The sequence below is a fragment of the Pseudomonas sp. GW821-FHT02B10 genome, from assembly GCF_059421865.1.
In genome coordinates this window covers 193870-219920 of record NZ_JBWKVU010000003.1, presented here as the reverse complement: position 1 = coordinate 219920, position 26051 = coordinate 193870, and the positions used below count along the sequence as shown (strand labels likewise).

23 protein-coding genes are annotated in these 26051 nt (G+C 63.6%); 17 read left to right on the top strand and 6 right to left on the bottom strand.

What is annotated here, in order from left to right; genetic code table 11:
- Positions 1-8 precede the first annotated feature (8 nt).
- The 7 genes from cpdA to AC07VU_RS08415 all read left to right on the top strand — a co-directional run bounded on the left by cpdA (position 9) and on the right by AC07VU_RS08415 (position 8162).
- Complete coding sequence (cpdA, locus tag AC07VU_RS08445; RefSeq protein WP_274305353.1) at positions 9-824, top strand: 3',5'-cyclic-AMP phosphodiesterase; 816 nt, start codon at positions 9-11, stop codon at positions 822-824.
- A gap of 116 nt (positions 825-940) precedes the next feature.
- The gene (locus AC07VU_RS08440; protein ID WP_007921424.1) at positions 941-1549 is read left to right on the top strand and encodes a YqiA/YcfP family alpha/beta fold hydrolase; all 609 of its coding nucleotides are present in this window, start codon (positions 941-943) and stop codon (positions 1547-1549) included.
- Positions 1550-1591: 42 nt separating this feature from the next.
- Positions 1592-3499 carry a DNA topoisomerase IV subunit B gene (parE, locus tag AC07VU_RS08435; RefSeq protein WP_007921422.1) on the top strand — a complete coding sequence of 636 codons (1908 nt, stop codon included), beginning with the start codon at positions 1592-1594 and terminating at the stop codon, positions 3497-3499.
- Positions 3499-4482: an esterase-like activity of phytase family protein gene (locus AC07VU_RS08430; protein WP_495029725.1), complete on the top strand. Its 984-nt coding sequence runs from the start codon at positions 3499-3501 to the stop codon at positions 4480-4482. Before parE ends, AC07VU_RS08430 begins: the two co-directional genes overlap by 1 nt.
- Positions 4479-5000 carry a retropepsin-like aspartic protease family protein gene (locus tag AC07VU_RS08425; RefSeq protein WP_274305354.1) on the top strand — a complete coding sequence of 174 codons (522 nt, stop codon included), beginning with the start codon at positions 4479-4481 and terminating at the stop codon, positions 4998-5000. Before AC07VU_RS08430 ends, AC07VU_RS08425 begins: the two co-directional genes overlap by 4 nt.
- A gap of 10 nt (positions 5001-5010) precedes the next feature.
- Complete coding sequence (gene parC / locus AC07VU_RS08420) at positions 5011-7269, top strand: DNA topoisomerase IV subunit A (RefSeq protein ID WP_009041892.1); 2259 nt, start codon at positions 5011-5013, stop codon at positions 7267-7269.
- Between the two features lie 179 nt (positions 7270-7448).
- A complete protein-coding gene (locus AC07VU_RS08415) occupies positions 7449-8162 on the top strand; it encodes a PqiC family protein (RefSeq protein ID WP_007921414.1) in 714 nt (237 codons plus the stop codon).
- A 235-nt stretch (positions 8163-8397) separates the two neighbouring features.
- Here AC07VU_RS08415 and AC07VU_RS08410 read toward each other — a convergent pair whose 3' ends face one another.
- Positions 8398-9942, bottom strand: coding sequence for an AhpA/YtjB family protein (locus AC07VU_RS08410; RefSeq protein ID WP_007921413.1), 1545 nt, complete (start codon positions 9940-9942; stop codon positions 8398-8400).
- A 134-nt stretch (positions 9943-10076) separates the two neighbouring features.
- On the opposite strand from AC07VU_RS08410, the gene serB reads away from it, so the two are divergent.
- Positions 10077-11291 carry a phosphoserine phosphatase SerB gene (serB, locus tag AC07VU_RS08405; protein WP_009041895.1) on the top strand — a complete coding sequence of 405 codons (1215 nt, stop codon included), beginning with the start codon at positions 10077-10079 and terminating at the stop codon, positions 11289-11291.
- A 71-nt stretch (positions 11292-11362) separates the two neighbouring features.
- Here the strand turns inward: serB and asd are convergent, their stop codons facing one another.
- Genes asd through AC07VU_RS08390 form a run of 3 tightly spaced genes read right to left on the bottom strand, consistent with a single transcriptional unit; the run spans position 11363 to position 14638 of the window.
- The gene (gene asd / locus AC07VU_RS08400) at positions 11363-12223 is read right to left on the bottom strand and encodes an archaetidylserine decarboxylase (protein WP_053259415.1); all 861 of its coding nucleotides are present in this window, start codon (positions 12221-12223) and stop codon (positions 11363-11365) included.
- Between the two features lie 17 nt (positions 12224-12240).
- Positions 12241-13056: a thiosulfate sulfurtransferase gene (gene rhdA / locus AC07VU_RS08395; RefSeq protein ID WP_274305357.1), complete on the bottom strand. Its 816-nt coding sequence runs from the start codon at positions 13054-13056 to the stop codon at positions 12241-12243.
- Between the two features lie 43 nt (positions 13057-13099).
- Positions 13100-14638, bottom strand: coding sequence for an HDOD domain-containing protein (locus tag AC07VU_RS08390; RefSeq protein ID WP_495029724.1), 1539 nt, complete (start codon positions 14636-14638; stop codon positions 13100-13102).
- 166 nt (positions 14639-14804) lie between these two features.
- On the opposite strand from AC07VU_RS08390, the gene motA reads away from it, so the two are divergent.
- Together motA and motB are read left to right on the top strand one after the other, a co-directional pair.
- Positions 14805-15656, top strand: a complete 852-nt coding sequence (motA, locus tag AC07VU_RS08385) for a flagellar motor stator protein MotA (protein WP_007921402.1) — start codon at positions 14805-14807, stop codon at positions 15654-15656.
- Positions 15657-15659: 3 nt separating this feature from the next.
- Positions 15660-16700, top strand: a complete 1041-nt coding sequence (gene motB / locus AC07VU_RS08380; protein ID WP_495029723.1) for a flagellar motor protein MotB — start codon at positions 15660-15662, stop codon at positions 16698-16700.
- Positions 16701-16786: 86 nt separating this feature from the next.
- Here the strand turns inward: motB and rsgA are convergent, their stop codons facing one another.
- Entirely contained in the window at positions 16787-17818 is a 1032-nt protein-coding gene (gene rsgA / locus AC07VU_RS08375; RefSeq protein WP_007921400.1) for a small ribosomal subunit biogenesis GTPase RsgA, read from the bottom strand.
- Between the two features lie 107 nt (positions 17819-17925).
- Between rsgA and orn the strand changes: the two genes are divergently transcribed.
- Both orn and AC07VU_RS08365 read left to right on the top strand, forming a co-directional pair.
- Positions 17926-18468, top strand: a complete 543-nt coding sequence (gene orn, locus AC07VU_RS08370; RefSeq protein ID WP_101281718.1) for an oligoribonuclease — start codon at positions 17926-17928, stop codon at positions 18466-18468.
- A 183-nt stretch (positions 18469-18651) separates the two neighbouring features.
- On the top strand, positions 18652-19266 hold the full coding sequence (locus AC07VU_RS08365; protein ID WP_169915460.1) for a trimeric intracellular cation channel family protein: 615 nt from the start codon (positions 18652-18654) through the stop codon (positions 19264-19266).
- Here AC07VU_RS08365 and queG read toward each other — a convergent pair.
- A complete protein-coding gene (gene queG / locus AC07VU_RS08360) occupies positions 19248-20327 on the bottom strand; it encodes a tRNA epoxyqueuosine(34) reductase QueG (RefSeq protein WP_495029722.1) in 1080 nt (359 codons plus the stop codon). The two genes, AC07VU_RS08365 and queG, sit on opposite strands and share 19 nt — an antisense overlap.
- A gap of 63 nt (positions 20328-20390) precedes the next feature.
- On the opposite strand from queG, the gene AC07VU_RS08355 reads away from it, so the two are divergent.
- The 5 genes from AC07VU_RS08355 to miaA are packed head-to-tail and all read left to right on the top strand — an operon-like array spanning position 20391 to position 26018.
- The gene (locus AC07VU_RS08355) at positions 20391-21251 is read left to right on the top strand and encodes an NAD(P)H-hydrate dehydratase (RefSeq protein WP_495029721.1); all 861 of its coding nucleotides are present in this window, start codon (positions 20391-20393) and stop codon (positions 21249-21251) included.
- Positions 21239-21709 (top strand): tRNA (adenosine(37)-N6)-threonylcarbamoyltransferase complex ATPase subunit type 1 TsaE, encoded by a 471-nt coding sequence (gene tsaE / locus AC07VU_RS08350; RefSeq protein ID WP_009041903.1) that lies wholly within the window; start codon positions 21239-21241, stop codon positions 21707-21709. Before AC07VU_RS08355 ends, tsaE begins: the two co-directional genes overlap by 13 nt.
- Positions 21710-21712: 3 nt before the next feature.
- A complete protein-coding gene (locus tag AC07VU_RS08345; protein WP_202949036.1) occupies positions 21713-23140 on the top strand; it encodes an N-acetylmuramoyl-L-alanine amidase in 1428 nt (475 codons plus the stop codon).
- Positions 23137-25047: a DNA mismatch repair endonuclease MutL gene (mutL, locus tag AC07VU_RS08340; protein WP_007921383.1), complete on the top strand. Its 1911-nt coding sequence runs from the start codon at positions 23137-23139 to the stop codon at positions 25045-25047. The genes AC07VU_RS08345 and mutL overlap by 4 nt, the downstream gene beginning before the upstream one ends.
- Entirely contained in the window at positions 25047-26018 is a 972-nt protein-coding gene (gene miaA / locus AC07VU_RS08335; RefSeq protein WP_495029720.1) for a tRNA (adenosine(37)-N6)-dimethylallyltransferase MiaA, read from the top strand. Before mutL ends, miaA begins: the two co-directional genes overlap by 1 nt.
- Positions 26019-26051 lie beyond the last annotated feature (33 nt).

The following is a 26051-nucleotide window of genomic DNA, read 5'->3' as shown; positions in this document are numbered from 1 at the left end:
AGGCTGCCTTGCCGAGCGTATCCACTCTGACCACCGACGATCCCGTGTTGCTGGTGCAGTTGTCCGACAGCCATCTGTTCGCCGAAGCGGACGGCACGCTGTTGGGCATGAATACCCGCGACAGCCTGCAGCGGGTGATCGACCTGGTGCTGGAACAGCAACCGCGGATCGACCTGATGCTGGCCACGGGCGATTTGTCCCAGGACGGTACGCTGCAGTCCTATCAGCTGTTTCGTGACATGACCCGGCAGATTCCGGCGCCGGCGCGCTGGATTCCCGGTAACCACGACGAGCCGCAAATCATGGCGCAGGCGGCGACCCAGAGTTCGTTGCTGGCGCCGGTGGTGGACATCGGCAACTGGCGGATCACCCTGCTCGATTCGGCCGTACCCGGTTCGGTGCCGGGCTATCTGCAGGACGATCAATTGCAGCTGCTCGCCAGTGCCCTGAGCGAAGCCCCCGAACGCTATCACCTGGTATGCCTGCACCATCATCCAGTCTCCATCGGGTGCGCCTGGATGGAGCCCATCGGGCTGCGCAATCCGCATGCGCTGTTCGCCGTGCTGGAGCGTTTTCCGCAGGCGCGCGCGCTGCTCTGGGGTCATGTGCATCAGGAAATCGACCGTCAGCAGGGGCCTTTGCGCCTGCTGGCGTCGCCCTCGACCTGCATCCAGTTCGAACCGGGCAGCGAGGATTTCAAGGTCGGCGAGACCGCGCCGGGGTATCGCTGGCTGCGCCTGTTGCCCGACGGGCGCCTGGAAACCGGTGTCGAGCGGGTCACCGGCTTCGATTTTGAGGTCGATTACGGCAGCGACGGCTACTGATTCCGGCCCGGAGCCGCAGTTGGTGGCGGCAGGACAAAGGGATACACCTGAACACAAGTCAAGCGGCGATACACCCTGTAAACTGCGCCTTTTTGCACGATGCAAAGGGAGTGCGCATGTCCGGTTCGATCCTGTATATCCACGGCTTCAACAGCGCACCGGCGTCGAAGAAAGCCAGCCAGCTAATCGCTGTCATGGAGGCGATCGGCCGCGGTGAACAGCTGCGGGTGCCGGCCTTGCATCATCATCCACGCGAGGCCATTGGCCAGTTGGAACAGGCGATTGCCGAACTCGGACGGCCGCTGCTGGTCGGCAGCTCTCTCGGCGGCTACTATGCGACTCACCTTGCCGAACGTCACGGCCTGAAAGCCCTGCTGATCAACCCCGCGGTCAGTCCGCACCGGATGTTCGACGGCTTTCTGGGCACGCAGACCAACCTCTATACCGGGGAAACCTGGGAATTGACCCACGACCACGTGACGGCCCTGGCCGAGCTGGAAGTGCCGGCGCCCCAGGACCCGCAGCGGTTCCAGGTCTGGCTGCAGACAGGTGACGAGACGCTGGACTATCGCAGCGCCCAGCTGTATTACCGAGCCTGTGCCTTGCGCATCCAGGCCGGCGGCGACCATAGTTTCCAGGGTTTTGCCGGACAATTGCCGGCGTTGTTGAATTTTGCCGGCATCGGCCCGGATCAGTACCAGGCGATCGATTTCACCTCGCTGTGAACCCTCGCTTCTATTTCATTGAACGACTAACGACGAGACCCCATGGCCACTCCCAGCGCTAGCTCTTATAACGCAGACGCCATCGAAGTCCTCTCGGGCCTCGACCCGGTGCGCAAACGCCCGGGCATGTACACCGATACCACCCGGCCGAACCACCTCGCCCAGGAAGTCATCGACAACAGTGTCGACGAAGCCCTGGCGGGGCACGCGAAGTCGATCCAGGTCATCCTGCATGCCGACCATTCCCTGGAAGTGTCCGATGACGGTCGCGGCATGCCGGTGGACATTCACCCGGAAGAGGGCGTGTCCGGTGTCGAGCTGATCCTCACCAAGCTCCATGCGGGCGGCAAGTTCTCCAACAAGAACTACCAGTTCTCCGGCGGTCTGCACGGGGTGGGTATTTCCGTGGTCAACGCCTTGTCGAACCAGGTACGGGTGCGGGTCAAGCGTGATGGCAACGAATACCAGATGACCTTCGCCGACGGCTTCAAGGCCACCGAACTGGAAGTGGTCGGCAGCGTCGGCAAGCGCAATACCGGGACCAGCGTGTACTTCGCCCCGGATCCGAAATACTTCGATTCGCCGAAATTCTCCGTCAGCCGCCTCAAGCATGTGCTCAAGGCCAAGGCCGTGTTGTGCCCGGGGCTGCTGGTCAGCTTCGAAGACAAAGGCACCGGCGAGAAGGTCGAGTGGCATTACGAAGACGGCCTGCGCTCCTATCTGGTGGACGCGGTCAGCGAATTCGAACGCCTGCCGGCCGAGCCTTTCTGCGGCAGCCTGGCCGGTAACAAGGAAGCGGTGGACTGGGCCCTGCTGTGGTTGCCGGAAGGCGGCGACAGCGTGCAGGAAAGCTACGTCAACCTGATCCCGACCGCCCAGGGCGGTACCCACGTCAACGGTTTGCGCCAGGGCCTGCTGGACGCCATGCGCGAGTTCTGCGAATTCCGCAACCTGCTGCCGCGTGGCCTGAAGCTGGCACCGGAAGACGTCTGGGAGCGCATCGCCTTCGTTCTGTCGATGAAGATGCAGGACGCGCAGTTCTCCGGCCAGACCAAGGAACGCCTGTCGTCCCGTGAGGCGGCCGCCTTCGTTTCGGGCGTGGTCAAGGACGCGTTCAGCCTGTGGCTCAACGCCAACCCGGAACTGGGCATGCAACTGGCGGAGCTGGCCATCAGCAACGCCGGCCGTCGCCTCAAGGCCAGCAAGAAGGTCGAGCGCAAGCGCATCACCCAGGGCCCGGCATTGCCCGGCAAACTGGCGGATTGCGCCGGCCAGGACCCGATGCGTTCCGAGCTGTTCCTGGTGGAGGGTGATTCCGCCGGCGGTTCGGCCAAGCAGGCGCGGGACAAGGAATTCCAGGCGATCCTGCCGCTGCGCGGCAAGATCCTCAACACCTGGGAAGTCGACGGCAGCGAAGTCCTGGCCAGCCAGGAAGTGCACAACATTGCCGTGGCCATCGGGGTCGACCCGGGCGCCGAGGACATGAGCCAGCTGCGCTACGGCAAGATCTGCATCCTCGCCGACGCCGACTCCGACGGCTTGCACATCGCGACGCTGCTCTGCGCGCTGTTCGTCCAGCATTTCCGTCCGCTGGTGGACGCCGGTCACGTCTATGTGGCGATGCCGCCGCTGTACCGCATCGACCTGGGCAAGGAGATCTACTACGCCCTCGACGAAGCCGAGCGCGATGGCATTCTCGATCGCCTGGTGGCCGAGAAGAAGCGGGGCAAGCCGCAGGTCACCCGATTCAAAGGCCTGGGTGAAATGAACCCGCCGCAACTGCGCGAAACCACCATGGACCCGAACACCCGGCGCCTGGTGCAGTTGACCCTCGGTGAAGACTTCGCCGCGACCTCGGAAATGATGGACATGCTGCTGGCGAAGAAACGCGCCGGCGATCGCAAGAGCTGGCTGGAGTCCAAGGGCAACCTGGCCGAGGTTCTGGCCTGATGCGCAGAGGCTTTGCCCTGGCGTTACTGCTATTGGCAACCTCGGCGATGGCCGACCCCTTGCCCGAGTTGAGGCTGCTGGCCGAGCATCCGGTGGACGGCATGCGTGGCGGCAACCTGTCGGGGCTGGCGTTGTGCGGCAAGGAGCTGTGGACGGTCTCTGACCGCGACGACGATCAGATCTATCGGCTCGATACCAGCGACCGCGTCTGGCAGGCCGAAACCGTGCGTATCGACGTGCCGCCGGTGCCGGACAGCGGTTTGCCCTGGGGCTTGAACTCTTGCACCTGGGTCGCGTCGTTCGTGCGCGGCGGCGACCTGGATTTCGAGGGCATTACCTGCGACAGCGCCGGCAACAAGTATGTGGTCAGCGAGTCCCATGCGGCAGTGTTGCAGCTGCCGCCGACGGGTTCGGCCGCCTGGCTGAAGATTTCGCCGATCATGGTGCGCGAAGCGCGGGCCAGCGGTATGTTGCTGCACTTCAATGCCTTGTTCGAAGGCCTGGCGGTCAACCCGGCCGGTGACCGGATCTGGCTGGCCGCCGAGCGCGAGCGCCGCGGGCTGCTGTTGATCAAGCGCCAGCAGAGCGTCTGGGATTGCGACGGCGGCTGTGTGCTGCTCAGCGAGGCCGGGTTGGAAATGCAGCCACCACAGATGCCCAAGGCCAAGGCGGTGTCCCGGGATTTCGCCGACCTTTCGCTGTTCGAGGGCAAGTTGTTCACCCTCGAGCGCAATGCGTTCCAGGTCTGTCGTCGTGATGCGTCGACGGCCAAGGTCGAGCGTTGCTGGTCGTTTGCCGCCGAGGCGTTGCAGGAAAACCGGCGTTATCCACAGGCCTATGGCCTGACCGAGGCCCTGGTGGTGGATGCCGACGGCGCCTGGATCGGTGTGGATAACAACACCGGAGCCCGTGCCGACGGTGAAAAACGCCCAATCGTCTGGCGCTTCGCCGCGCCCGAGGGCGGTTGGAGTGCCAAGCCGTGAGCCAGCAGCCACCGGGCAAACGTGCCGGGCGCGTGCTGCTGGTGCTGGCCTGGGGCGCCGGCCTGTTCTTGGCGACACGGTTTTTTGGCGAGTGGGAACAGCGTCAGGAGAACCCCAATGCTGTCGTCACTTCGCAACAACATGAGGGTTACATCGAAGTGAAACTGGTTGGCAACGGCCAGGGGCATTTCGTCGCCAGCGGCCAGATCAACGGCCAGCCGGTGAGTTTCATGCTCGATACCGGAGCGACCGATGTGTCGATCCCGTCCGGGCTGGCCGAGCGTCTTGGCCTGGAGAAGGGCGCACCGGTGACCCTGAGTACCGCCAATGGTCGTAGCGAGGGTTATCGAACCCGCCTCGACCACCTGCAACTGGGCGATATCGTCCTGCGCGATGTCCGTGCGCTGGTCGCGCCGGGCCTGGGTGGCGAGCAGGTGTTGCTGGGCATGAGCGCTTTGAAAAAACTTGAATTTACCCAGCGCGGCGGCACTTTGCTGCTGCGCCAGACAACGAACTGATGAGGCCCGCATGAGCGACTCCCTGGATCTCAGCCTGGATGGCGTAGAACGCCGATCGCTGGCTGACTTCACCGAAAATGCCTACCTCAACTACTCCATGTACGTGATCATGGACCGTGCTTTGCCGCATATCGGCGACGGCCTGAAACCGGTACAGCGGCGTATCGTCTACGCCATGAGTGAGCTGGGGCTGGATGCCGACTCCAAGCACAAGAAGTCCGCCCGTACGGTGGGTGACGTGCTGGGTAAATTCCACCCCCACGGCGACTCGGCCTGCTACGAAGCCATGGTGCTGATGGCGCAGCCTTTCAGCTATCGCTACACGCTGGTGGACGGCCAGGGTAACTGGGGTGCGCCGGACGATCCCAAGTCCTTCGCCGCCATGCGTTACACCGAAGCGCGCCTGTCGCGTTACTCCGAAGTGCTGCTCAGCGAGCTGGGCCAGGGCACTGCGGACTGGGGGCCGAACTTCGACGGTACCCTGCAGGAACCCCTGGTATTGCCGGCACGTTTGCCGAATATCCTGCTCAACGGCACCACTGGCATCGCCGTGGGCATGGCCACTGACGTGCCGCCTCACAACTTGCGTGAAGTCGCCACCGCTTGCGTGCGCCTGCTGGATGAGCCCAAGGCCACGGTCGAACAGCTCTGCGAGCACATTCAGGGCCCGGACTATCCGACCGAGGCGGAAATCATCACGCCGCGCGCCGACCTGCTGAAAATCTATGAAACCGGTCGCGGTTCGGTGCGCATGCGTGCCGTCTATCGCATCGAGGATGGCGACATCATCGTCACCGCGCTGCCGCACCAGGTGTCCGGCGCCAAGGTGCTGGAACAGATCGCCGCGCAGATGCAGGCCAAGAAGCTGCCGATGGTCGCCGACCTGCGCGACGAGTCGGACCACGAGCACCCATGCCGGATCGTGATCATTCCGCGCTCCAACCGGGTCGATCCCGACGAGCTGATGCAGCATCTGTTCGCCACCACCGAGCTGGAATCCAGCTACCGGGTCAACGTCAACATCATCGGCCTGGACGGCAAGCCGCAACTGAAGAACCTGCGCGCCCTGCTGGTGGAGTGGCTGGAGTTCCGCGTACTGACGGTGCGCCGCCGCCTGCAGTTCCGCCTGGACAAGGTCGAGCGCCGCCTGCACCTGTTGGACGGCTTGCTGATCGCCTACCTCAACCTGGATGAAGTGATCCACATCATTCGTACCGAGGACCAGCCGCGAGCCAAGCTGATCGAACGTTTCGCCCTGAGCGAAGTGCAGGCCGACTACATCCTCGATACCCGCCTGCGTCAGTTGGCGCGGCTGGAAGAGATGAAGCTGCGCGCCGAGCAGGACGAACTGCTCAAGGAGCAAGCCAAGCTGCAAGCCCTGCTCAACAGCGAAGCCAAGCTGAAGAAGCTGGTGCGCACCGAATTGCTGCAGGACGCCGAAACCTACGGCGACGACCGTCGTTCGCCGATCGTCGAGCGCGCCGAGGCCAAGGCCCTGTCGGAGAATGAGCTGATGCCGACCGAGCCGGTCACCATCGTTCTGTCGGAAAAAGGTTGGGTACGCTGCGCCAAAGGGCATGATATCGACGCCACGGGGCTGTCCTACAAGGCCGGCGACGGCTTCAAGACCTCGGCCATCGGGCGCTCCAATCAGTTCGCGGTGTTTATCGACTCCACCGGGCGCAGTTATTCGGTGGCGGCGCATACGCTGCCATCGGCCCGTGGCCAGGGCGAGCCGCTGACCGGACGCCTGACGCCACCGCCTGGGGCCAGTTTCGAATGCGTACTGCTGCCGGACGATGAGGCGCTGTACGTGATCGCCTCCGACGCGGGTTACGGCTTCGTGGTCAAGGGCGAGGATCTGCAAGCCAAGAACAAGGCCGGCAAGGCGTTGTTGAGCCTGCCGAACAACGCCAAGGTGCTGTTGCCGCGGCCGGTGAGCGATCGTGAACAGAACTGGCTGGCTTCGGTGACCACCGAAGGGCGCTTGCTGGTGTTCAAGATCAGCGACCTGCCGCAGCTGGGCAAAGGCAAGGGCAACAAGATCATCGGGATTCCGGGTGAGCGAGTGGCCAGTCGCGAGGAGTACGTGACCGATATCGCGGTACTGCCGGAAGGCGCGACACTGGTGCTGCAGGCCGGAAAACGTACCCTGTCGCTCAAGGCCGATGACCTCGAACATTACAAGGGCGAGCGCGGTCGCCGGGGTAACAAGTTGCCACGAGGCTTCCAGCGAGTGGATGCGTTGTTGGTAGAAACTCTCAATTGATGCGGGTTAGAGCGTCCGATCTGCGATTTAACCGGTAGATCGGCGCTACAACACTGGAGTCATGGCGCATATTCACGGATGATATGCGCTTTCAAGCGCCGGCGTGGCTGAGCGTTATTCAGGGTTATTTTGAGTATTTACACTGTGGCTAGCCTTGTGGCCGCCACCTGGATGGGATGATGACTGCTCTGCGCCTTCCTCTTGTTTTCTTGCTCGCTGGCGTTCTTGGCCTGGCGGGTTGCAGCGTACACCAGCCGGTGTCGCTGTATCAGCTGGACAGCGGAAGTCCAGCTCAACCGGCACAAAGCGCCGGTATGGCCGTGTTGCTGGGGCCGGTACTGGTTGCCGACTACCTGCAACGTGAAACCTTGCTGCAACGTCAGAACGACGGCAGCCTGCAGGCTTCGACCGACGGTCGCTGGGCCGGTAGCCTGTCTTCCGATATCGATCAGTTGCTGTTGCGTCAGGTCGCCGGCCAGCTGGATAGCCAGCGTGTAGTGCTGGCGCCGGCGAGCACCGGTTTCACTCCGGATGTGCAGGTGCTGCTGTCGATCACTCGCCTGGATTCGGGCGCCTCGCAACCGGCGGTTCTCGATGCGCAATGGCGCCTGATCGATCGCCGTGGGCAGGTTCGCGACAACCGTATCGTTCATCTGCAGGAGCAGCATGCGGGTACCACCGCGTCCCAGGTCCAGGCCCAGGGCGTATTGCTGCAACGCTTGGCCGAGCAGCTCTCGGGTGCCCTCAAGCCGCTGGCCAACCAGCCTACGGTAGCCGAGGTACCCCGCAAGGCGGCGCCTGCGCCGGCGGCAAAGCCGGCCGAGCAGGAGAAGCAGCCGAAGATTCCAATGGCCACGCCTATCCGCACGGATATGGAAGTGTTCCGCTTCTGAGTGTTGCGGTTCCAGGACAAAGCCCGCTGATCAGCGGGCTTTGTCGTTTCTGGGGAGTTGTTCGGTGGCTCGGGCGCTCTGCGGTGTTCTGCAGATTGCTATCGCGGGCAATCGAGCGTCGACCGGCCGCTCCTACAGAAGCAGATAGGTGCGAGTCTTGCCCGCGATGGCGTCAGCCCGATCAACGCCCAACAAAAAGCCCGCATCGTTGCGGGCTTTTTGTTGGGCGGCTGGCTTAGAGCTTGGCCCGGGTCTCGTGCATCCGCGCCAGTTGCCGTTCCAGCATCGATGGGTAGGGCTCCATCAGGCGTTCGACGCAGCAGGCGCCTTCCGGGCTAGCGATCGGACGGATGCGCGCGCGCTGACGAATCAGAGCGTCATCGTTGATCTTGCGCTCGACCAGCAGCAGGTTGCGGCTGTGCTGGGACAGCGCCAGGGCGTCCTGGGCGGTCTCGGTCAGCAGCAGGTCGATCTGGCTCAGGCCGAACAGCTCTTCGCCAAGGGTCAGGCCCAGTTGCAGCTGCAGGGTGATGCCGCTGTCGGCCACTTCGATTTGCAGGGCGTGGCCCAGGGCGCGCAGCAACTCGCCACAGCAGATGGCGTTGGTCAGGTAGTCGTCGCCGCTGTCTTCGCTGTGGAACAGCATCAGCGTGCTGCCGTCGTTCAGGGTGTGCAGTTCGCTCTGGTACAGCGAGGCGGCCTGGTCGAGGCAGTCGCGATAACGTTCCAGCAATTCCGTCAGGCGGGCGCGTGGCAGGCGGCGCAGTTGCTCCTGGGCGCCCAGTTGCACGGCCAGTACCGCACTGTGCTGCGGCTGTGCCGGTACCGTGGGTTTCACGATCGGCTTGGCAGCGGTCGCGGTGGACGAGCTGTCGCGAAGGTCGGCGAACGGGTCTTCATCGTCGGCCAGGTCCTCTTCGGCGTTGATCACGTGCCGTGGCGCGGGCTTGAGCCCGGCAACCGGAGCGCTTTCATCGAAGCTCGGGTCACGCAGGTTGCGCACCTCAAAAGTCGGTTCCGCGTCTTCGCTGTCGTCGTAGTCGGTGTCGTCGATCTCGGCTTGCGGTTCGGGTTCCGGCTCGACCTTCTCGGGGGCGAAGCTGGCGTGCAGCTGGCGCGCCAGATCGCCAATCTCGTCCTGGCGCTGGGTAGCCGGGGTGTTTTCGTCGATATCCCGCAGCCAGACCCGCAGTTGCATCAACGGTGTGGAGATGTGCCGTCCCAGGCGCAGGCTCAAGGCCAGGGCCAAAGCCAGCAGGATCGCGCTGAGAATGCCCATGCTCTGCAGGCTGATGGTCATCGGCTGCTGGAATTGTTCCATGTCCAGGCTGATGCGCAGGTTGCCCGCGGTTACGTCCTGGAAGGTGATCTTGGTCTGGTAGACGCCTTCGGTTTCACCCAGCAGGCTGCTTTTCGGGCGCTGACCGGCTTCGGCGAGGATGCGGTTGTCCACGCTGTAGATCGCCGCGTGGGCAACCAGCGGGTTTTTGGTCAGGTTATTCAGCAGCACGTTGAGGCTGAGGATGTCGTTGGACACCAACAGCTCGGTGGCCGAGGTCGCGGTCTGGGTAGTCAGGCTCTGACCCAGGGCGTCGGCTTGTTCGTGCATGGCCTGCTTGAATTGCAGGCCCATCACGCAGGCATAGATCACCAGGGCCAGGGCGACCAGGATCACGTTATGGCTGGCAATGCGCAATGCAATCGGTACACGGCGGTGACGCAGTGCACGGAAGATCAGCAGGAAGAAGTTATCGGTTTTAACTGGCGTGGGCCGGTTCACTGAGCTCGGCTCTTTTGTCCGTGAAGTTGAGGCGCAGTATAGCGACAGGCCCTAGACCGGCAAAGCGCTGGCTGTGCCCGATGGTCACTGAAAGTGGGTAGAATGCGGTTTTTTTCCACCTGCGGGGGTGCGCCTTGCGCGAAATCGTCCTGATAAACATCACTGGTGAAGACCGTCCGGGTCTCACTGCGGCCATTACCGGCGTTCTGGCCCAGGGTGGTGTGAACATTCTCGACATCGGTCAGGCGGTGATTCACGACACTCTGTCGTTCGGCATCCTGGTTGAAATCCCGGACAACGAGCAGAGCTCGTCGGTGCTCAAGGACATTCTGTTCACCGCCTATGAGCTGGACCAGCAGGTCCGTTTCACGCCGGTTTCCGAAGAGGATTACCAGCAGTGGGTCGGCGGTCAGGGCAAGAAGCGCCATATCGTCACCTTGCTGACCCGCAAGGTCACGGCCGAGCAGTTGCAGCGCGTCAGTTCGATCACCGCCAAGTATGGCTTGAACATCGACCACATCGATCGCCTCTCCGGGCGCATGCCGCTGGACACCCCGGCCGACAAGGGCAAGGGTTGTATCGAGTTCTCCGTACGGGGCGAAGCAGCCGATCCGCAGGCATTGCGTGCCGAGTTCCTCAGCGTCGCCCAGGAGTTGAACGTCGATATCGCCTTCCAGGAAGACTCGCTGTTCCGTCGCAACCGCCGCCTGGCGGTGTTCGACATGGACTCGACGCTGATCGAGGCGGAAGTCATCGATGAACTGGCCAAGGCGGCCGGCGTGGGTGACCGGGTGGCGGAAATCACCGAGCGGGCCATGGCCGGCGAGCTGGACTTCCGTGCCAGCTTCAAGGAGCGCCTGGCCTTGCTCCAGGGCCTGGACATCAAGGTGCTGGACTCCATCGGCGCATCGCTGCGCCTGACCGAAGGTGCCGAGACCCTGTTCGCCGAACTCAAGCGCCTGGGCTACAAGACCGCGATCCTCTCGGGTGGCTTCACCTACTTCGCCAAGCAGCTGCAGGCCAAGCTGGGGATCGACTACGTATTCGCCAACGAGCTGGAAGTGGTCGACGGCAAGGTGACCGGTGTCGCGGTCGAGCCGATTGTCGACGCCCAGCGCAAGGCCGATCTGCTGCGCGAGCTGGCCGCCAAGGAAGGTTTGCGCCTGGAGCAGACCATCGCGGTCGGCGACGGCGCCAACGACCTGCCGATGCTGGCGATTGCCGGCCTGGGCGTGGCCTTCCGCGCCAAGCCGCTGGTCAAGCAGTCGGCCAAGCAGGCGATTTCCACCCTGGGCCTGGATGGCGTGCTTTATCTGCTGGGCTTCCGCGATCGCGACGGCCAGCTCTGAGCTGAATCCAAGGCAAAAAAAACGCCGCGATCTGCGGCGTTTTTTTATGTCCGGCTTGTTATGCCCAAGGCTCAGGCCTTGGCCAGGCCGATGCCCTGGCCCATCTGCACTGGCGAGCCGGCCGCCAGTTCTTCGGCCCACTGCACTTGCTCCGGCCCGAACAGCACGATCGCGGTGGAACCCAGCTTGAAGCGGCCTAATTCGGCGCCCTTTTCCAGGTGGATCGGCGCACGGGCGGCTTCGTCGTAGCGCACGGTCTTCAGTTCGCGCTTGGGCGGAGTCACCAGGCCGGCCCAGACGGTTTCGATCGATGCCACGATCATCGCGCCGACCAGGACCACGGCCATCGGGCCGCGCTCGGTATCGAAAACGCATACCACGCGCTCGTTGCGGGCGAACAGCTCCGGCACGTTTTCCGCGGTGGTCTGGTTGACCGAGAAGATCCGTCCCGGCACGTAGACCATTTCCCGCAGGGTGCCGGCCAGCGGCATGTGCACGCGGTGGTAGTCCTTCGGCGACAGGTAGATGGTGGCGAAATCGCCGCCCATGAACGGGGCTGCCAGGGCCGAGTCGCCACCCAGCAGTTCCAGCACGCTGAAGCTGTGGCCCTTGGCCTGGAATACTCGACCGTGCTCGATCGGGCCAAGCTGGCTGACCGCGCCGTCGGCTGGGCTGAGGATCGCGCCCGGGGTCTGGTCCAGCGGGCGGGCACCGTCTTTCAACGCGCGGGTGAAGAAGGCGTTGAAGTGCTCATAGGCGGTCAGGTCTTCCACCAGCGCTTGAGACATGTCCACCTGATAACGCTTGGCGAACCAGGCGGTGAAGGCATTCTTGAACCAGCGCACGCGGCACTCGGCAATGCAGCCGGCCAGGCGCGACAGCAGGTGGTGAGGCAGCAGGTACTGGCTGAGGATAAACAAACGCTTTTTCATTAACTGTCCTTAAAACCTTAAATCTCTACGGGCGTGTCAGGGTGATTGCCCCATTCGCCCCAGGAACCGGCATAGCCTTTGACTCGCGGATAACCGAGCGCCTTGGCCACCAGATAGGTGAAGCCAGAGCGATGGTGAGTCTGGCAGTGGGTGATCACTTCTTTGTCTTTGCTGATGCCGAGCTGTTCGAGGATCTGCGGCATGTCGCTGCGGATTCGCAGGTTGCGCGTCGGGTCCATGCCCGCCGTCCACTCGAAGTTGATCGCACCGGGGATGTGCCCACCCTTGGCGGCGAGGACTTTCTCCCCCGAGTACTCCAGGGGGCCGCGGGCATCCCAGATCGCCAGGTCGGCCGCGCCAAGACGGCTTTGCAAGTATTCGCGGGTGGCGGTCGGTTCGTCGTGCAGGGTCAGGGCGACAGGGCCGCCGACGGCCGCCGGGACTTCATTCGAGACCGGCAGGCCGTCTGCCAGCCAGGCCAGCAGCCCGCCGTCCAGATAGTGGTAACGGGAGTGGCCGATGACATCCAGCAGCCAGATGAAGCGCCCGGCCCAGCCGCCGCCTTCATCGTCATAGACCACGTAGACCGCGTCCGGGTTATGCCCCAGTTCGCCGAACAGGGCTTCAAGGGCCGCCTGTGGCGGCATCAGCCCTGGCGCCGGTGCCTGACCGAGCTGGGTACGCTTGGGATCGACGAAGTGCGCGCCGGGGATATGGCCCGCGGCATAGCGGGCGGCGCTGGTCAGGTCCACCAGAATCAGTTCGCGGGCGTCCAGGCGAGGGAGCAGATCGCTCGGCTCGATCACCAGCGGCAAGCCAGTGAAGTCAGGCATGTGAGGTCTCCAGGGCACAAAGGGAGGGATTGTAGCGCAAGCGTCAGCGGCTGCGGTTGGTAAAGCTGTGCAGGGCCTTTTCGATGCACTGCGCGGTCTTGCCAAACGCCTGTACGGAGATTTCCGAGAAGGGTTGGCCGCCCTGGTCGGCGATGATCAGCATGATTACCCGGCCATTGCTGGGCACCGAGCGCATCAGCAGGTGCTCGCCACGAAACAGCGTGCGCAGGCTGGCGGGCAGACGGGCGGAGAACTGGGCGTTGTTGGTCGGCGTCAGGCGCACTTGCGCCGGAGCGTCCAGCAGCCTTTGCAATACGCTGCTCTGGTTGATCGTCAATGCCAGGTTCATGGCGGGCGCAGGCAGCCCGGCGATCTGATGCACGCGCAACTGGGTCCGCGTGCGGTCGACCATCAGCAGCATCACCCGGCGCATGCCGCACGCCACCAGGGCGTCGCGGGCAAAGGTGGTCAGGTGCATGGCATTGCTGAAGCGGCTGGGTTCCACCAGCAATTCGCTGCATTGCTTGCGCCACTTGGCCAGATCTTCTGCGGTCGGTGCGGGAACTGGGAGCTCGCCGCGATGCACGCGCCGGGCCTCCCAGGGCCAGAGCAGCGCCTCGGCCGGATGCCACAGATCGGGCATGCGGTGATGCCGGGCACTCTGCGCGGCTTGCTGGTGCAACTGTTGTTGCAGTTCGTCCATCGGCATTTGCAGGTACAGGCTGGCCAGGTATTGCCAGCGCATGCAGTGCGGGCCGGTCCAGGACTCTTGCGCCGACAGGGCCAGGGCGTTGGCCAGCAGCACGCTGTTGGCCGGCTGGTTCAGCCAGCGCTGCAGGGCCGGATCGGCATCCAGGCATTGTCGCTGGTGCAACGGGTGGGCATTGTCCCGGGCGATGTGCAGGGCCTTGACCAATTGGTCCTGCTCGTCGATCAGCAGGCGGTAGCCTTGCTGTACCCAGATCGGCAAGTGCCAGACCTCCACCAGGGCCTGGCCCAACTGAAGCAGGCCGACGCCGAACAGTTCCAGCTCGACCTCCTGGGCCGGTTCGGCTTTATGGACGACACGCAGTTCCCACTCTTCGAGCAGTTTTGGATAGGCCAGCGCCAAGGGCCACAGCGGCGAGAGAAACAGCAGGCTGCCCCAGTGAATGTCCTGCCAGAGCCTGGCCAGGCGCCCGGCGAAAAAGCCGTTGGCCTGTTGGGTCGCGTGCTGGCTGATCAGTTGCAACTGGCGCAGCCCGACCGGGATCTCCTGCTCGGGCTGGGCGGGCAGGCGGGCGAGCAACTCTTCGGTACGCGCCAGGCCCAGGCGGTTGAGGGCGACCTCGAGGTTCTCGGCCGGCTCGCTCATGCTGCCGTGGGTGTGGCGATTGGCTTCGCGAATCACGCTCAAGGCCAGCGCGGGGCTGTCCTGCATCAGGTCGGCAATGTCGCGCAATGAGCTGCGATTGTCCCTGATGGCTTTGCAGACCCGGTCATGGCTGGCCTGCGGCACCGGCAGGCGGACCGCGTCAAGCAGCTTTATCCAGGATTCGAGGGAGTGGGGGGCGGTAGTTGGGACTGTCGTTTCATTAGACATGGCTGGGCGCAATCATCGTCTGCTGTAAACACGCCCAGAGCGGGCCAAACTGGCTTTTCGCCTTAACGGCCTATAGTCTGGCGCAGTTTTGCCGATAAGTAGAAGAAGAGTTTTAAGAACTTCCGAATATGACCTTGAACCCGACTCAGTAAGTACCTTCCTACCTATGGCTAAAATTATCGGCATCATCGTCGTGTTCGCGAGCGTGCTCGGCGGATACGTGCTTTCTCACGGCAAGATTGCCGCCCTGATCCAGCCTTTCGAGGTCTTGATTATCGGCGGCGCCGCGCTGGGGGCGTTCCTGCAGGCGAACCCCGGCTACATGACCATGCACGTGCTCAAGAAGTCCTTGGGGATGTTCGGTTCGCGTTTTTCCCAGACCTTCTACCTGGAAGTGCTGGGCCTGATCTACGAGATCCTCAACAAGAGCCGCCGCGAAGGCATGATGGCGATCGAGGGCGATATCGAAGACGCCGCCGCCAGCCCGATTTTCGCCAAGTATCCATCCGTGCTCAAAGACGAGCGCATGACCGCGTTCATCTGTGACTACCTGCGCATCATGTCCTCCGGCAACATGGCTCCCCACGAGCTGGAAGGCCTGTTCGACATGGAGCTGTTCAGCCTCAAGGAAGACCTCGAGCATCCATCCCATGCGGTCAACGGCATCGCCGACGGCATGCCGGGTTTCGGTATCGTCGCGGCGGTACTGGGTATCGTGGTGACCATGGCGTCCCTGGGCGATGGCGACCAGAAGTCCATCGGCCTGCACGTAGGTGCGGCGCTGGTCGGTACCTTCTTCGGTATTCTCGCGGCCTATGGTTTCTTCGGCCCGCTGGCCCATTCCCTGGCGCACGACGCCAAGGAAGAGCTGAACGTCTATGAAGCCATCAAGGCCTCCCTGGTGGCCTCGGCTTCCGGCATGCCGCCCTCGCTGGCCGTGGAGTTCGGGCGCAAGGTCCTGTACCCGGCGCACCGTCCGAGCTTCGCCGAGCTGGAACAAGCGGTTCGCGGTCGCTAAGCCATGGAAAACAATCAGCCGATTATCATCAAGCGCGTCAAGCGCTTTGCCGGCGGGCATCATGGCGGGGCATGGAAGATCGCCTTCGCCGACTTCGCCACTGCGATGATGGCGTTCTTCCTGGTGCTGTGGCTGCTGTCCACTGCCACCCCGGAACAGAAGATCGCCATTGCCGGTTACTTCAAGGACCCGATCGGCTTCTCGGAAAGCGGTACGCCCTACATCATCGACCTGGGCGGTTCTCCCGAGCTGGCGCCGGAAAACACCCTCAACCCCGAGATCAAGTCGCAGCCGCAACCGGACAAGGTCACGGTCGACACCGATCAGGTCGAGAGCATGGCCGAGCAGGTGGAAAGAGAGCGTCTGGAACTGTTGCTTCAAGAGCTGCAGAACAAGGTCGAAGAAAACCCGCAATTGCAGAAGTTCAAGGACCAGATCCTGTTCGAGATCACTCCGGACGGCCTGCGTATCCAGATCATCGATTCGGAAAACCGGCCGATGTTCGACTCCGGCAGTGCGCGCCTGAAGCCGTACTTCGAGGACATCCTGCTGGCCATGGCCGACACCATCAAGGCGGTGCCGAACAAGATCAGCATCAGCGGTCACACCGATGCCAAGCCTTACGCGGGCACTGGCGATTTCGGCAACTGGGAGCTTTCGGCCAACCGTGCCAACGCCGCGCGTCGGGCGCTGGTGGCGGGCAGCTATCCGGACGGCCAGGTGGCTCGTGTGGTGGGGTATGCCTCGTCGTCGCTGTTCGATCGCAAGGACCCGTTCAACCCGATCAACCGGCGTATCGACATCGTGGTGCTGACCAAAAAGGCCCAGCGCGCGATCGAAGGCGAAGTCGCTCCCGAGGCCCCGGCACCGACCCAGGGCCAGGGCGCCCCGGGCGAAGTGCCGGTCGACCCGAACGTCTTGCCGCCGGAGCAGGAGCCTTTGCCGGCCCATGAGTTGCGCGAGCGATTGAATATCTTCGAAGACGCAGCACCGAAGGCCGAAGGCGCGGCTGCACCCGCCGCTACGCCTCCAGCCGCGCAGTAACCGCTGGCAACAGGCCCTATAAAAGAGGGCCTATGAAAAAGGCCGCGATCATCGCGGCCTTTTTTGTTTCAGCGTGGTGCTACCTATTAATAGCTGCTGTCCGGCAGGCTGGCGATGATCGAGCGATAGCTGTTCATCCGTTGCTGCTGGATCCGCCCGTCTTCCAGGGCCTTGAGCAGGGCGCAGCCCGGTTCGCGGTCATGCTTGCAGTCGCGGAAACGGCAGGTGCCCAGCAGGTCGTTGAACTCGATGAAACCTGCTTCGACATCGGCGCGACTGACGTGGCCCAGGCCGAATTCGCGAATCCCCGGGGAGTCGATCAGTTCGCCACCGCCCGGGAAGTGGAACAGGCGCGCGGTGGTGGTGGTGTGGGTGCCCTGGCCGGACAGCTCCGACAAAGGTCCGACGCGGGTTTCGACTTCCGGCAGCAGGCTGTTCACCAGCGACGACTTGCCCACGCCCGACTGGCCGACGAACACGCTGATCCGTCCGTCCAGCTGCGCTTGCAGCTGTTCCATGCCGTCGCCGTGGTGCGCCGAGACTTCCAGCACTGGGTAGCCCAGTTGCCGATAGACCGCCAGCAAGGCGTTCAGGGCGGGGGCATTCTGCTCGTCGATCAGGTCGAACTTGTTGAGCAGCAGCAGCGGACGGATACCGGCATGTTCGGCGGCGACCAGGTAGCGGTCGATCAGGTTGGCATGGGGCTCGGGCAGTGGGGCGAAGACGATCACGATCATGTCGACGTTGGCGGCCACCGGCTTGAGCTGGCCGCGGCTGTCGGGACGGCACAGCTCGGTGTGGCGCGGCAGTTGCGCGACGATCACACCGATGCCCTGGTTGCCCGGACGCCAGACCACCTGATCGCCGGTCACCAGCGCCGGCAGGTTGGCCCGCAAGTGGCAGCGGAACACCTGGCCGGCCAGTTCGCCCTCGCGCGCCTCGACCTCGACCTGCACACCGAAGTGGGCGATCACCAGGCCGGTCTGTTCGGGGCCGAGATCGCCGCCTTCCAGTGCTTCCACGGCAGAGGATTCACGTTTGGCGGCGCGGGCGGCGCGTTCGCCTTGAATCTTTTCGATGCGCCAGTTTTGGCGACGATTGAGCTGGCGTTTGGCCATTGGTGTTCCGTGTCGATAATGCGGCGGTTAGGTAAAACGGCCGCGAGTTTAGCACGCCGGCAGGTCCCTCTAGGCTAAACTGCGCAACTACGCCGAGGAGCCCACACATGCAAAACCCGCAGAATCTGATCTGGATCGATCTGGAAATGACCGGTCTGAACCCTGATACCGACGTCATCATCGAGATGGCGACCATCGTCACCGATAGCAATCTCAATACCTTGGCTGAAGGTCCGGTCATCGCCATCCACCAGAGCGATGAAATTCTCGCCGGCATGGATGAGTGGAACACCCGCCAGCATGGCGGTTCGGGGCTGACCCAGCGCGTGCGTGAAAGCCGCATCAGCATGGCTGAAGCGGAAGCGCAGACCATCACCTTCCTGGAGCAGTGGGTGCCCAAGGGCAAGTCGCCGATCTGTGGCAACAGCATCTGCCAGGACCGGCGTTTCCTGTACCGCCATATGAAGGCGCTGGAAAGCTACTTCCACTACCGCAACCTTGATGTTTCCACACTCAAGGAACTGGCCGCCCGCTGGGCACCGGACGTGCGCGACAGCTTCAAGAAAGGCAGCACCCACCTGGCCCTGGACGACATCCGCGAGTCGATCGCCGAGCTGCAGCATTACCGCAAGCACTTCATCAAGCTTTGATGATCCAGGGGCGTCGGTTCTGACGTCATCGCGGGCAAGCCTCGCTCCTACAAGTCCGCGTGATCCGTAGGCGCGAGGCTTGCCCGCGATAGGCGCGTTGCGCTCTCCAGCAATTCCAGCCGGCGCCCCCTTTTGGTGCCGGCAGCAACTGAGTAGACTGCGCGCCTTCCTGTAAGGACCGCCATCATGCTGCTGATGCTTTACCTGATTGCCATTACCGCCGAAGCCATGACTGGCGCCTTGTCTGCCGGTCGTCGCGGCATGGACTGGTTCGGGGTGGTGTTGATCGCCTGCGTCACGGCCCTGGGTGGCGGTTCGGTGCGTGACGTGCTGCTGGGGCATTACCCGCTGACCTGGGTCAAGCACCCGGAGTACCTGGTGTTGACCTCGGTTGCGGCCCTGGTGACGATCTTCATCGCGCCCTTGATGCGCCACTTGCGTTCGCTGTTCCTGGTGCTCGACGCCGTGGGGCTGGTGGCGTTCACCCTGATCGGTTGCATGACCGCCCTGGAAATGGGCCACGGCATGGTGGTGGCTTCGGTCAGCGGGGTGATTACCGGGGTGTTCGGCGGCATCCTGCGGGACATTTTCTGCAACGATATTCCGCTGATCTTCCGGCGTGAGTTGTATGCCAGCGTCTCGTTCGCCGCGGCCTGGTGCTACATGCTCTGCATCTATCTGCAATTGCCCGGCGAGCAGTCGATCCTCATCACCCTGTTCGGCGGTTTCCTACTGCGCCTGCTGGCGATCCGTTTCCACTGGGAAATGCCCAAGTTCGTCTACAACGACGAGCAATGACGGCTGGCGTGCTGCTTCAGCGCCCATTCCACGTGTTCGCGCACCAGTTCTGACGGGTAATCCCGCCGGGCTTTCAGGGCTTCCAGCACCGGAATGCTCGACGGTGCGTTACCCAGCCCCACCGCCAGGTTGCGCAGCCAGCGCTCATAGCCGGCGCGGCGCAGCGGCGAGCCTTCGGTGCTGCTGAGAAACTTGTCCTCGTCCCACATGAACAGTTCGGCCAGCTCGGCATTGTCGAGGTTGTGGCGTGGCTTGAAGTCGCCTTCGCCGGAAGGGCGGGCGAAGCGGTTCCACGGGCAGACGATCTGGCAATCGTCGCAGCCGAACACTCGGTTGCCGATCAGCGGGCGCAGATCCTCGGGAATGGCGTTTTTCAGTTCGATGGTCAGGTACGAAATGCAGCGCCGGGCGTCCAGTACATAAGGGCCGACGAAGGCCTTGGTCGGGCAGATGTCCAGGCATGCCGTGCAGCGGCCGCAATGCTCGGTGGCGTGTGGCTCGTCCACCGGCAAGGGCAGGTCGACGAACAGTTCGCTGAGGAAGAAATAGCTGCCGGCCTTGCGGTTGAGTACCAGGGTGTTCTTGCCGATCCAGCCGAGCCCGGCTTGTTCGGCGATGGCTTTTTCCAGCACCGGGGCGCTGTCGACGAAGGCGCGATAGCCGAACGGGCCGATTTCCTTCTGGATGCGCTCGGCCAGTTGCTGTACGCGCTTGCGGATCAGCTTGTGATAGTCGCGGCCCAGGGCGTAGCGCGAGACATAGGCCTTTTCCGGCTGGGCCAGGTGCTGCGCCATCTGGGTGTCGCCGGGCAAGTAATCCATGCGCAGGGACACCACGCGCAGGGTGCCGGGCACCAGTTCATCCGGATGGGAGCGTTTGCTGCCGTGGGCGCCCATGTAGTCCATTTCGCCGTGGTAGCCGGCCTCGAGCCAGCGTTCCAGGTGCTGCTCATGCTCGGCCAGGTCCAGGCCGCTGATGCCGACTTGCTGAAAGCCCAGCTCGCGGCCCCAATCCTTGATCGATTGGGCGAGGGCGGGCAGATCGGTGGTAATGGCAGGCATGAGGCGAGAGAAACCGGGGCTGAGGTGCGTATAATTCTGCCAGACATCGGAGCCCGAAGACGCATGCCGCAGACAAAACACCCTTTACCCGACATTCAGCCGTTGACGGCCGACACGCTGCCGCGGCTGGCTGCCCGTTCGCCAAGCGCCCATAAAGGCCAGTTCGGGCACCTGTTGCTGATCGGCGGCGATCGCGGTTTTGGCGGCGCGGCGCTGCTCTGCGCCGAGAGCGCCCTGCGCAGCGGTGCCGGGATGGTTTCTCTGGCGACCCGCAGCGAGCACGTTGCGGCCGCTCTGGCGCGGGTCCCGGAGGTCATGGCCCTGGGCACCGACTCGGCCAACCAGCTGATGGGCATGCTGGAGCAGGCGTCGGTCATCGTGGCGGGACCCGGGCTGGGGCAGGCGGCCTGGGGGCGCAGCCTTTTATCTGCCGCCGCCAATGCGCCGCGGCCCCAGGTCTGGGATGCCGATGCGCTCAATCTGCTGGCCAAAGGCGGTTTGACCTTGCCGTCGGGCAGCGTGATCACCCCGCACCCGGGGGAGGCTGCACGGCTGCTGGGGGTTTCCACCGCGCAGGTGCAGGCGGACCGCCCGGCCGCCGCGCGGGCGCTGAGCAAAAAATACACAGCTGTCGCCATCCTGAAGGGCGCCGGAAGTCTGGTGGCCAGCCCTGATGGCCGCCTGGCCCGTTGCGACCGGGGGCATCCGGCCATGGCTACGGCGGGGCTGGGGGATGTACTGGCCGGTCTGGTCGGGGCGCTGCTGGCCCAGGGTATGCCGGCGTTCGATAGCGCTTGCCTGGCGGTCTGGCTGCATGCCGTCGCGGGCGAGCATCAAGGTAAATTGGGCCGGGGGCTGGCGGCCAGCGATCTGATCCCGGTCATTCGTCAGTTGCTGGAGGAGCAATCACCGTGTCTGAAATAACCCTGTATCTGGCAGACGAAGACGCCATGATCGCCTTTGGCGCGCGCCTGGCGCAGGTCACTCAAGGGGTGGGTGTGATCTTTCTGGAAGGCGATCTCGGGGCGGGGAAAACCACATTGTCCCGGGGGCTCATCCGTGGCCTGGGACATGCCGGCGCGGTGAAAAGCCCGACCTTTACCCTGGTCGAGCCCTACGAGATCGGCGATGTGCGGGCCTTCCACTTCGATCTTTATCGCCTGGTCGATCCGGAAGAGCTGGAGTTTCTCGGCATCCGCGATTATCTCGAGGGCGATGCACTGTGTCTGATCGAGTGGCCCCAGCGTGGTGCGGGCTTTTTGCCAAAGCCGGACCTGACCATTACCATTAGTCCGCATAACAGCGGGCGTTCCCTGCATTTGTTGTCGCAAGGCTCGCGTGGCGAGGCCTGGTGTGCCGCTTTGGCGTTGGAATTCAAATAATTGATGGGGTTAGGTATGCGCATTCGCGCGTTGGTTGCTGTCGTAGGACTGTTGCTTACGGCATTGGCCGTCGACGCTCTGGCCGCTACACAGGTCCGCAGCGTTCGCCTGTGGCGGGCACCGGATAACACTCGACTGGTATTTGACCTGTCCGGGCCGGTCCAGCACAGCGTCTTCACCCTGACGGCCCCTGATCGTCTGGTGATCGATATCAACGGTGCGACCCTCGGTGGGCCGCTGAATGTCTCCACGGCGAATACGCCGATTACCGCCATGCGTTCGGCCCAGCGCACGCCTACCGACCTGCGGGTGGTCATCGACCTGAAAAAGGCCGTCACCCCCAAGAGTTTTACCCTGACGCCCAATGCCCAGTACGGCAATCGCCTGGTGGTCGACCTGTTCGACAACCCGGCCGATGCTGCGCCGACACCACCGCCCGCGCCGAATGTCGCGACTGTGCCGGCGGTCCCGGTAACGCCGACCAAGCCTGAGATCAAGCTGCCACCGGCCCCGGCCGGCAAGCGCGATATCGTCGTGGTCATCGATGCCGGTCACGGTGGCGAGGACCCGGGTGCCTCCGGCTCGCGCGGCCAGCATGAGAAAGACGTGGTGCTGGCCATCGCCCGCGAACTGCAGCGCCAGATCAACGGCCTCAAGGGCTTCCGCGCCGAGCTGACCCGTACCGGCGACTACTTCATCCCGCTGCGCGGCCGCACCGAGATCGCCCGCAAGAAAGGCGCCGACCTGTTCGTCTCGATCCACGCCGACGCGGCACCGTCCCGCGCGGCCTTCGGGGCCTCGGTGTTCGCGCTCTCCGACCGTGGCGCCACGTCCGAGACGGCCCGCTGGCTGGCGGACAGCGAAAACCGTTCAGACCTGATCGGCGGGGCCGGCAACGTCAGCCTCGATGACAAGGACCGGATGCTCGCCGGAGTACTGCTGGACTTGTCCATGACGGCCTCGCTGACTTCCAGCCTCAACGTCGGCCAGAAAGTGCTCAGCAACATCGGCCGGGTCACCCCGCTGCACAAGCAGCGCGTCGAACAGGCCGGGTTCATGGTGCTCAAGTCTCCGGACATTCCGTCGATCCTGGTGGAAACCGGCTTTATCTCCAATGCCAACGAAGCCTCCAAGCTGGCCACTGTCAGCCACCAGCAGGCATTGGCGCGCTCCATCAGCAGCGGTGTGCGGCAGTTCTTCCAGCAGAATCCACCGCCGGGCACCTACATCGCCTGGCTGCGTGATTCCGGGAAGATTGCCCAGGGACCTCGCGACCACCGCGTGAGCCCGGGGGAAACCCTGGCAATGATCGCCGTGCGTTATCAGGTTTCCGCCGCCACCCTGCGCAGTGCCAACAACCTGAGCAGCGATGAGCTGAAAATCGGTCAGACCCTCACCATCCCGGGTACAGAACTGGCGGCCAAGGAATGAATGACGCAGTCATCAGCAGCGCGCGCATCGAGCTGCTCAGCCCGCGACTGGCGAACCAGATTGCCGCCGGTGAGGTGGTCGAACGTCCGGCCTCGGTGATCAAGGAATTGCTGGAGAACAGCCTGGATTCCGGGGCCAAGCGTATCGATGTGGATGTCGAGCAGGCGGGTGTCAAGCTGCTGCGGGTACGCGACGACGGTAGCGGCATTTCCGCGGACGATCTGCCGCTGGCCCTGGCGCGCCACGCCACCAGCAAGATTCGCAACCTTGAGGACCTGGAGCAGGTCATGAGCCTGGGCTTCCGTGGAGAGGCACTGGCTTCCATCAGCTCGGTCGCGCGCTTGACCCTGACTTCCCGTACCCGCGACGCCGACCAGGCCTGGCAGGTGGAAACGGAAGGCCGCGACATGGCCCCGCGCGTGCAGCCGGCGGCCCATCCGGTCGGTACCTCGGTGGAAGTCCGCGACCTGTTCTTCAACACCCCGGCCCGGCGCAAGTTTCTCAAGGCCGAGAAAACCGAGTTCGATCACCTGCAGGAAGTGATCAAGCGCCTGGCCCTGGCGCGTTTCGACGTGGCCTTTCACCTGCGCCACAACGGCAAAAGCGTCCTCAGCCTGCATGAAGCCAACGACGATGTGGCGCGTGCACGGCGGGTAGCGGCGGTGTGCGGTTCGGGCTTTCTCGAGCAGGCGCTGCCGATCGAGGTCGAACGTAATGGCCTGCATCTGTGGGGCTGGGTAGGCCTGCCGACCTTTTCCCGCAGCCAGGCGGATCTGCAGTATTTCTACGTCAACGGTCGCGCGGTGCGCGACAAGCTGGTGGCCCACGCGGTGCGCCAGGCTTACCGTGACGTGCTGTTCAATGGTCGGCATCCGACCTTTGTGCTGTTCTTCGAAGTCGACCCGGCGGTGGTCGACGTCAACGTGCACCCGACCAAGCACGAAGTGCGCTTTCGCGACGGACGCATGGTCCACGACTTCCTGTATGGCACCCTGCACCGCGCCCTGGGCGATGTCCGGCCGGAAGACCATCTGGCGGCGCCGGCCGCGGTCGCCGGCATTGTGCGGCCGAGCGGGATCGAGGCCGGCGAGTTCGGTCCCCAGGGCGAAATGCGCCTGGCGGCAAACATGACGCTGGAGCAGCCGCAGGCCCAGCCGGCGTTCAATCCGCCGGGGACTGGCTCGGGCGCGGGTTATCAGTATCAGTACACGCCGCGCCCGCAGCCAGTGCTGCCGGCGGCCGAGGCGCAAAGCGCCTATCGTGAGTTCTTCGCGCCACTGCCGGAATCCGGTGCAGCGTCCTTGCCGGATGCCCAGGGCGATATCCCGCCGCTGGGCTATGCGCTGGCGCAGCTCAAAGGCATCTATATCCTCGCGGAAAACGCCCAGGGCCTGGTGCTGGTGGACATGCACGCGGCCCACGAGCGGATCATGTACGAGCGCCTGAAGGTGGCGATGGCCAGCGAAGGCCTGAGCGGCCAGCCGCTGCTGGTGCCGGAATCGATCGCTGTCAGCCAGCGCGAAGCCGACTGTGCCGAGGAGCATGTCAGCTGGTTCCAGCGCCTGGGCTTCGAGTTGCAGCGCCTGGGCCCGGAATCGCTGGCGATCCGGCAGATTCCGGCCTTGCTCAAGCAGGCGGAAGCCAACCGCCTGGTGCATGACGTCCTGGCCGACCTGATGGAGTACGGCACCAGCGACCGTATCCAGGCGCACCTCAACGAGTTGCTGGGTACCATGGCCTGCCACGGTGCGATCCGTGCCAATCGCCGCCTGGCCCTGCCGGAAATGAACGGCTTGTTGCGCGACATGGAAAACACCGAGCGCAGCGGTCAATGCAACCATGGCCGACCGACCTGGACCCAGTTGGGCCTGGATGATCTGGACAAACTCTTCTTGCGCGGTCGTTGATGAGCCAGCTTCCTCCAGCGATCTTCCTGATGGGCCCGACTGCCGCTGGCAAGACCGACCTGGCCATCGAGCTCACCAAGGTTCTGCCTTGCGAACTGATCAGCGTCGATTCGGCGCTGGTCTACCGTGGCATGGACATAGGCTCCGCCAAGCCGTCCAAGGAAATCCTGGCCGAGTTTCCACACCGTCTGATCGATATCCTCGACCCGGCCGAGAGCTATTCGGCGGCGGATTTCCGCACCGATGCGCTGGCCGCCATGGCCGATATCACCGCGCGCGGCAAGATTCCGCTGCTGGTGGGCGGCACGATGCTTTATTACAAGGCTTTGCTCGAAGGCCTGGCAGACATGCCGCCGGCCGACCCGCAGGTTCGTGCGGAGCTGGAAGAAGAGGCCGCACGCCTTGGCTGGCAAGCTTTGCATGATCAATTGGCGATAATCGACCCTGAATCGGCGGCGCGGATTCATCCCAATGATCCGCAGCGCCTGACCCGGGCCCTGGAAGTCTATCGGGTCAGCGGCCTGAGCATGACTGCCCACAGACTGCGACAATCTGCGCAAAGTACTGAAGCAGCCGCTTCGGGACGGGGACAATTGCCCTATACTGTCGCGAACTTGGCCATTGCCCCGGCAAACCGTCAGGTACTGCATGAGCGTATTGCACAAAGATTCACAATTATGTTGGAACAGGGATTCGTCGACGAGGTCGTAGCTCTGCGTTCTAGAAGTGACCTGCATGCCGGGTTGCCGTCTATACGTGCTGTAGGCTACCGACAGGTCTGGGATCATCTGGATGGCAAGCTGACATTCGCCGAGATGCAGGAGCGCGGCATCATTGCCACGCGCCAATTGGCGAAGCGCCAGTTCACCTGGTTACGCAGCTGGGCTGATTTACACTGGCTGGACAGCCTGGATTGCGACAATCTGCCACGCGCCTTGAAATACCTGGGAACGGTCTCCATATTGAGCTGAGTCCTTGCAATTGCCGTCTATCCTTGGGGGTGG

What these genes read in the sequence shown, in the direction of transcription:
- rsgA (WP_007921400.1), bottom strand. Translation starts at nt 17,818, where the DNA reads ATGGCCAAACGCCAGCTCAATCGTCGCCAAAACTGGCGCATCGAAAAG.
- mutL (WP_007921383.1), top strand. Translation starts at nt 23,137, where the DNA reads ATGAATGACGCAGTCATCAGCAGCGCGCGCATCGAGCTGCTCAGCCCG.
- parC (WP_009041892.1), top strand. Translation starts at nt 5,011, where the DNA reads ATGAGCGACTCCCTGGATCTCAGCCTGGATGGCGTAGAACGCCGATCG.
- AC07VU_RS08355 (WP_495029721.1), top strand. Translation starts at nt 20,391, where the DNA reads ATGCCGCAGACAAAACACCCTTTACCCGACATTCAGCCGTTGACGGCC.
- miaA (WP_495029720.1), top strand. Translation starts at nt 25,047, where the DNA reads ATGAGCCAGCTTCCTCCAGCGATCTTCCTGATGGGCCCGACTGCCGCT.
- AC07VU_RS08390 (WP_495029724.1), bottom strand. Translation starts at nt 14,638, where the DNA reads ATGTCTAATGAAACGACAGTCCCAACTACCGCCCCCCACTCCCTCGAA.
- AC07VU_RS08430 (WP_495029725.1), top strand. Translation starts at nt 3,499, where the DNA reads ATGCGCAGAGGCTTTGCCCTGGCGTTACTGCTATTGGCAACCTCGGCG.
- asd (WP_053259415.1), bottom strand. Translation starts at nt 12,223, where the DNA reads ATGAAAAAGCGTTTGTTTATCCTCAGCCAGTACCTGCTGCCTCACCAC.
- motB (WP_495029723.1), top strand. Translation starts at nt 15,660, where the DNA reads ATGGAAAACAATCAGCCGATTATCATCAAGCGCGTCAAGCGCTTTGCC.
- orn (WP_101281718.1), top strand. Translation starts at nt 17,926, where the DNA reads ATGCAAAACCCGCAGAATCTGATCTGGATCGATCTGGAAATGACCGGT.
- AC07VU_RS08440 (WP_007921424.1), top strand. Translation starts at nt 941, where the DNA reads ATGTCCGGTTCGATCCTGTATATCCACGGCTTCAACAGCGCACCGGCG.
- parE (WP_007921422.1), top strand. Translation starts at nt 1,592, where the DNA reads ATGGCCACTCCCAGCGCTAGCTCTTATAACGCAGACGCCATCGAAGTC.
- AC07VU_RS08415 (WP_007921414.1), top strand. Translation starts at nt 7,449, where the DNA reads ATGACTGCTCTGCGCCTTCCTCTTGTTTTCTTGCTCGCTGGCGTTCTT.
- rhdA (WP_274305357.1), bottom strand. Translation starts at nt 13,056, where the DNA reads ATGCCTGACTTCACTGGCTTGCCGCTGGTGATCGAGCCGAGCGATCTG.
- motA (WP_007921402.1), top strand. Translation starts at nt 14,805, where the DNA reads ATGGCTAAAATTATCGGCATCATCGTCGTGTTCGCGAGCGTGCTCGGC.
- queG (WP_495029722.1), bottom strand. Translation starts at nt 20,327, where the DNA reads ATGCCTGCCATTACCACCGATCTGCCCGCCCTCGCCCAATCGATCAAG.
- AC07VU_RS08345 (WP_202949036.1), top strand. Translation starts at nt 21,713, where the DNA reads ATGGGGTTAGGTATGCGCATTCGCGCGTTGGTTGCTGTCGTAGGACTG.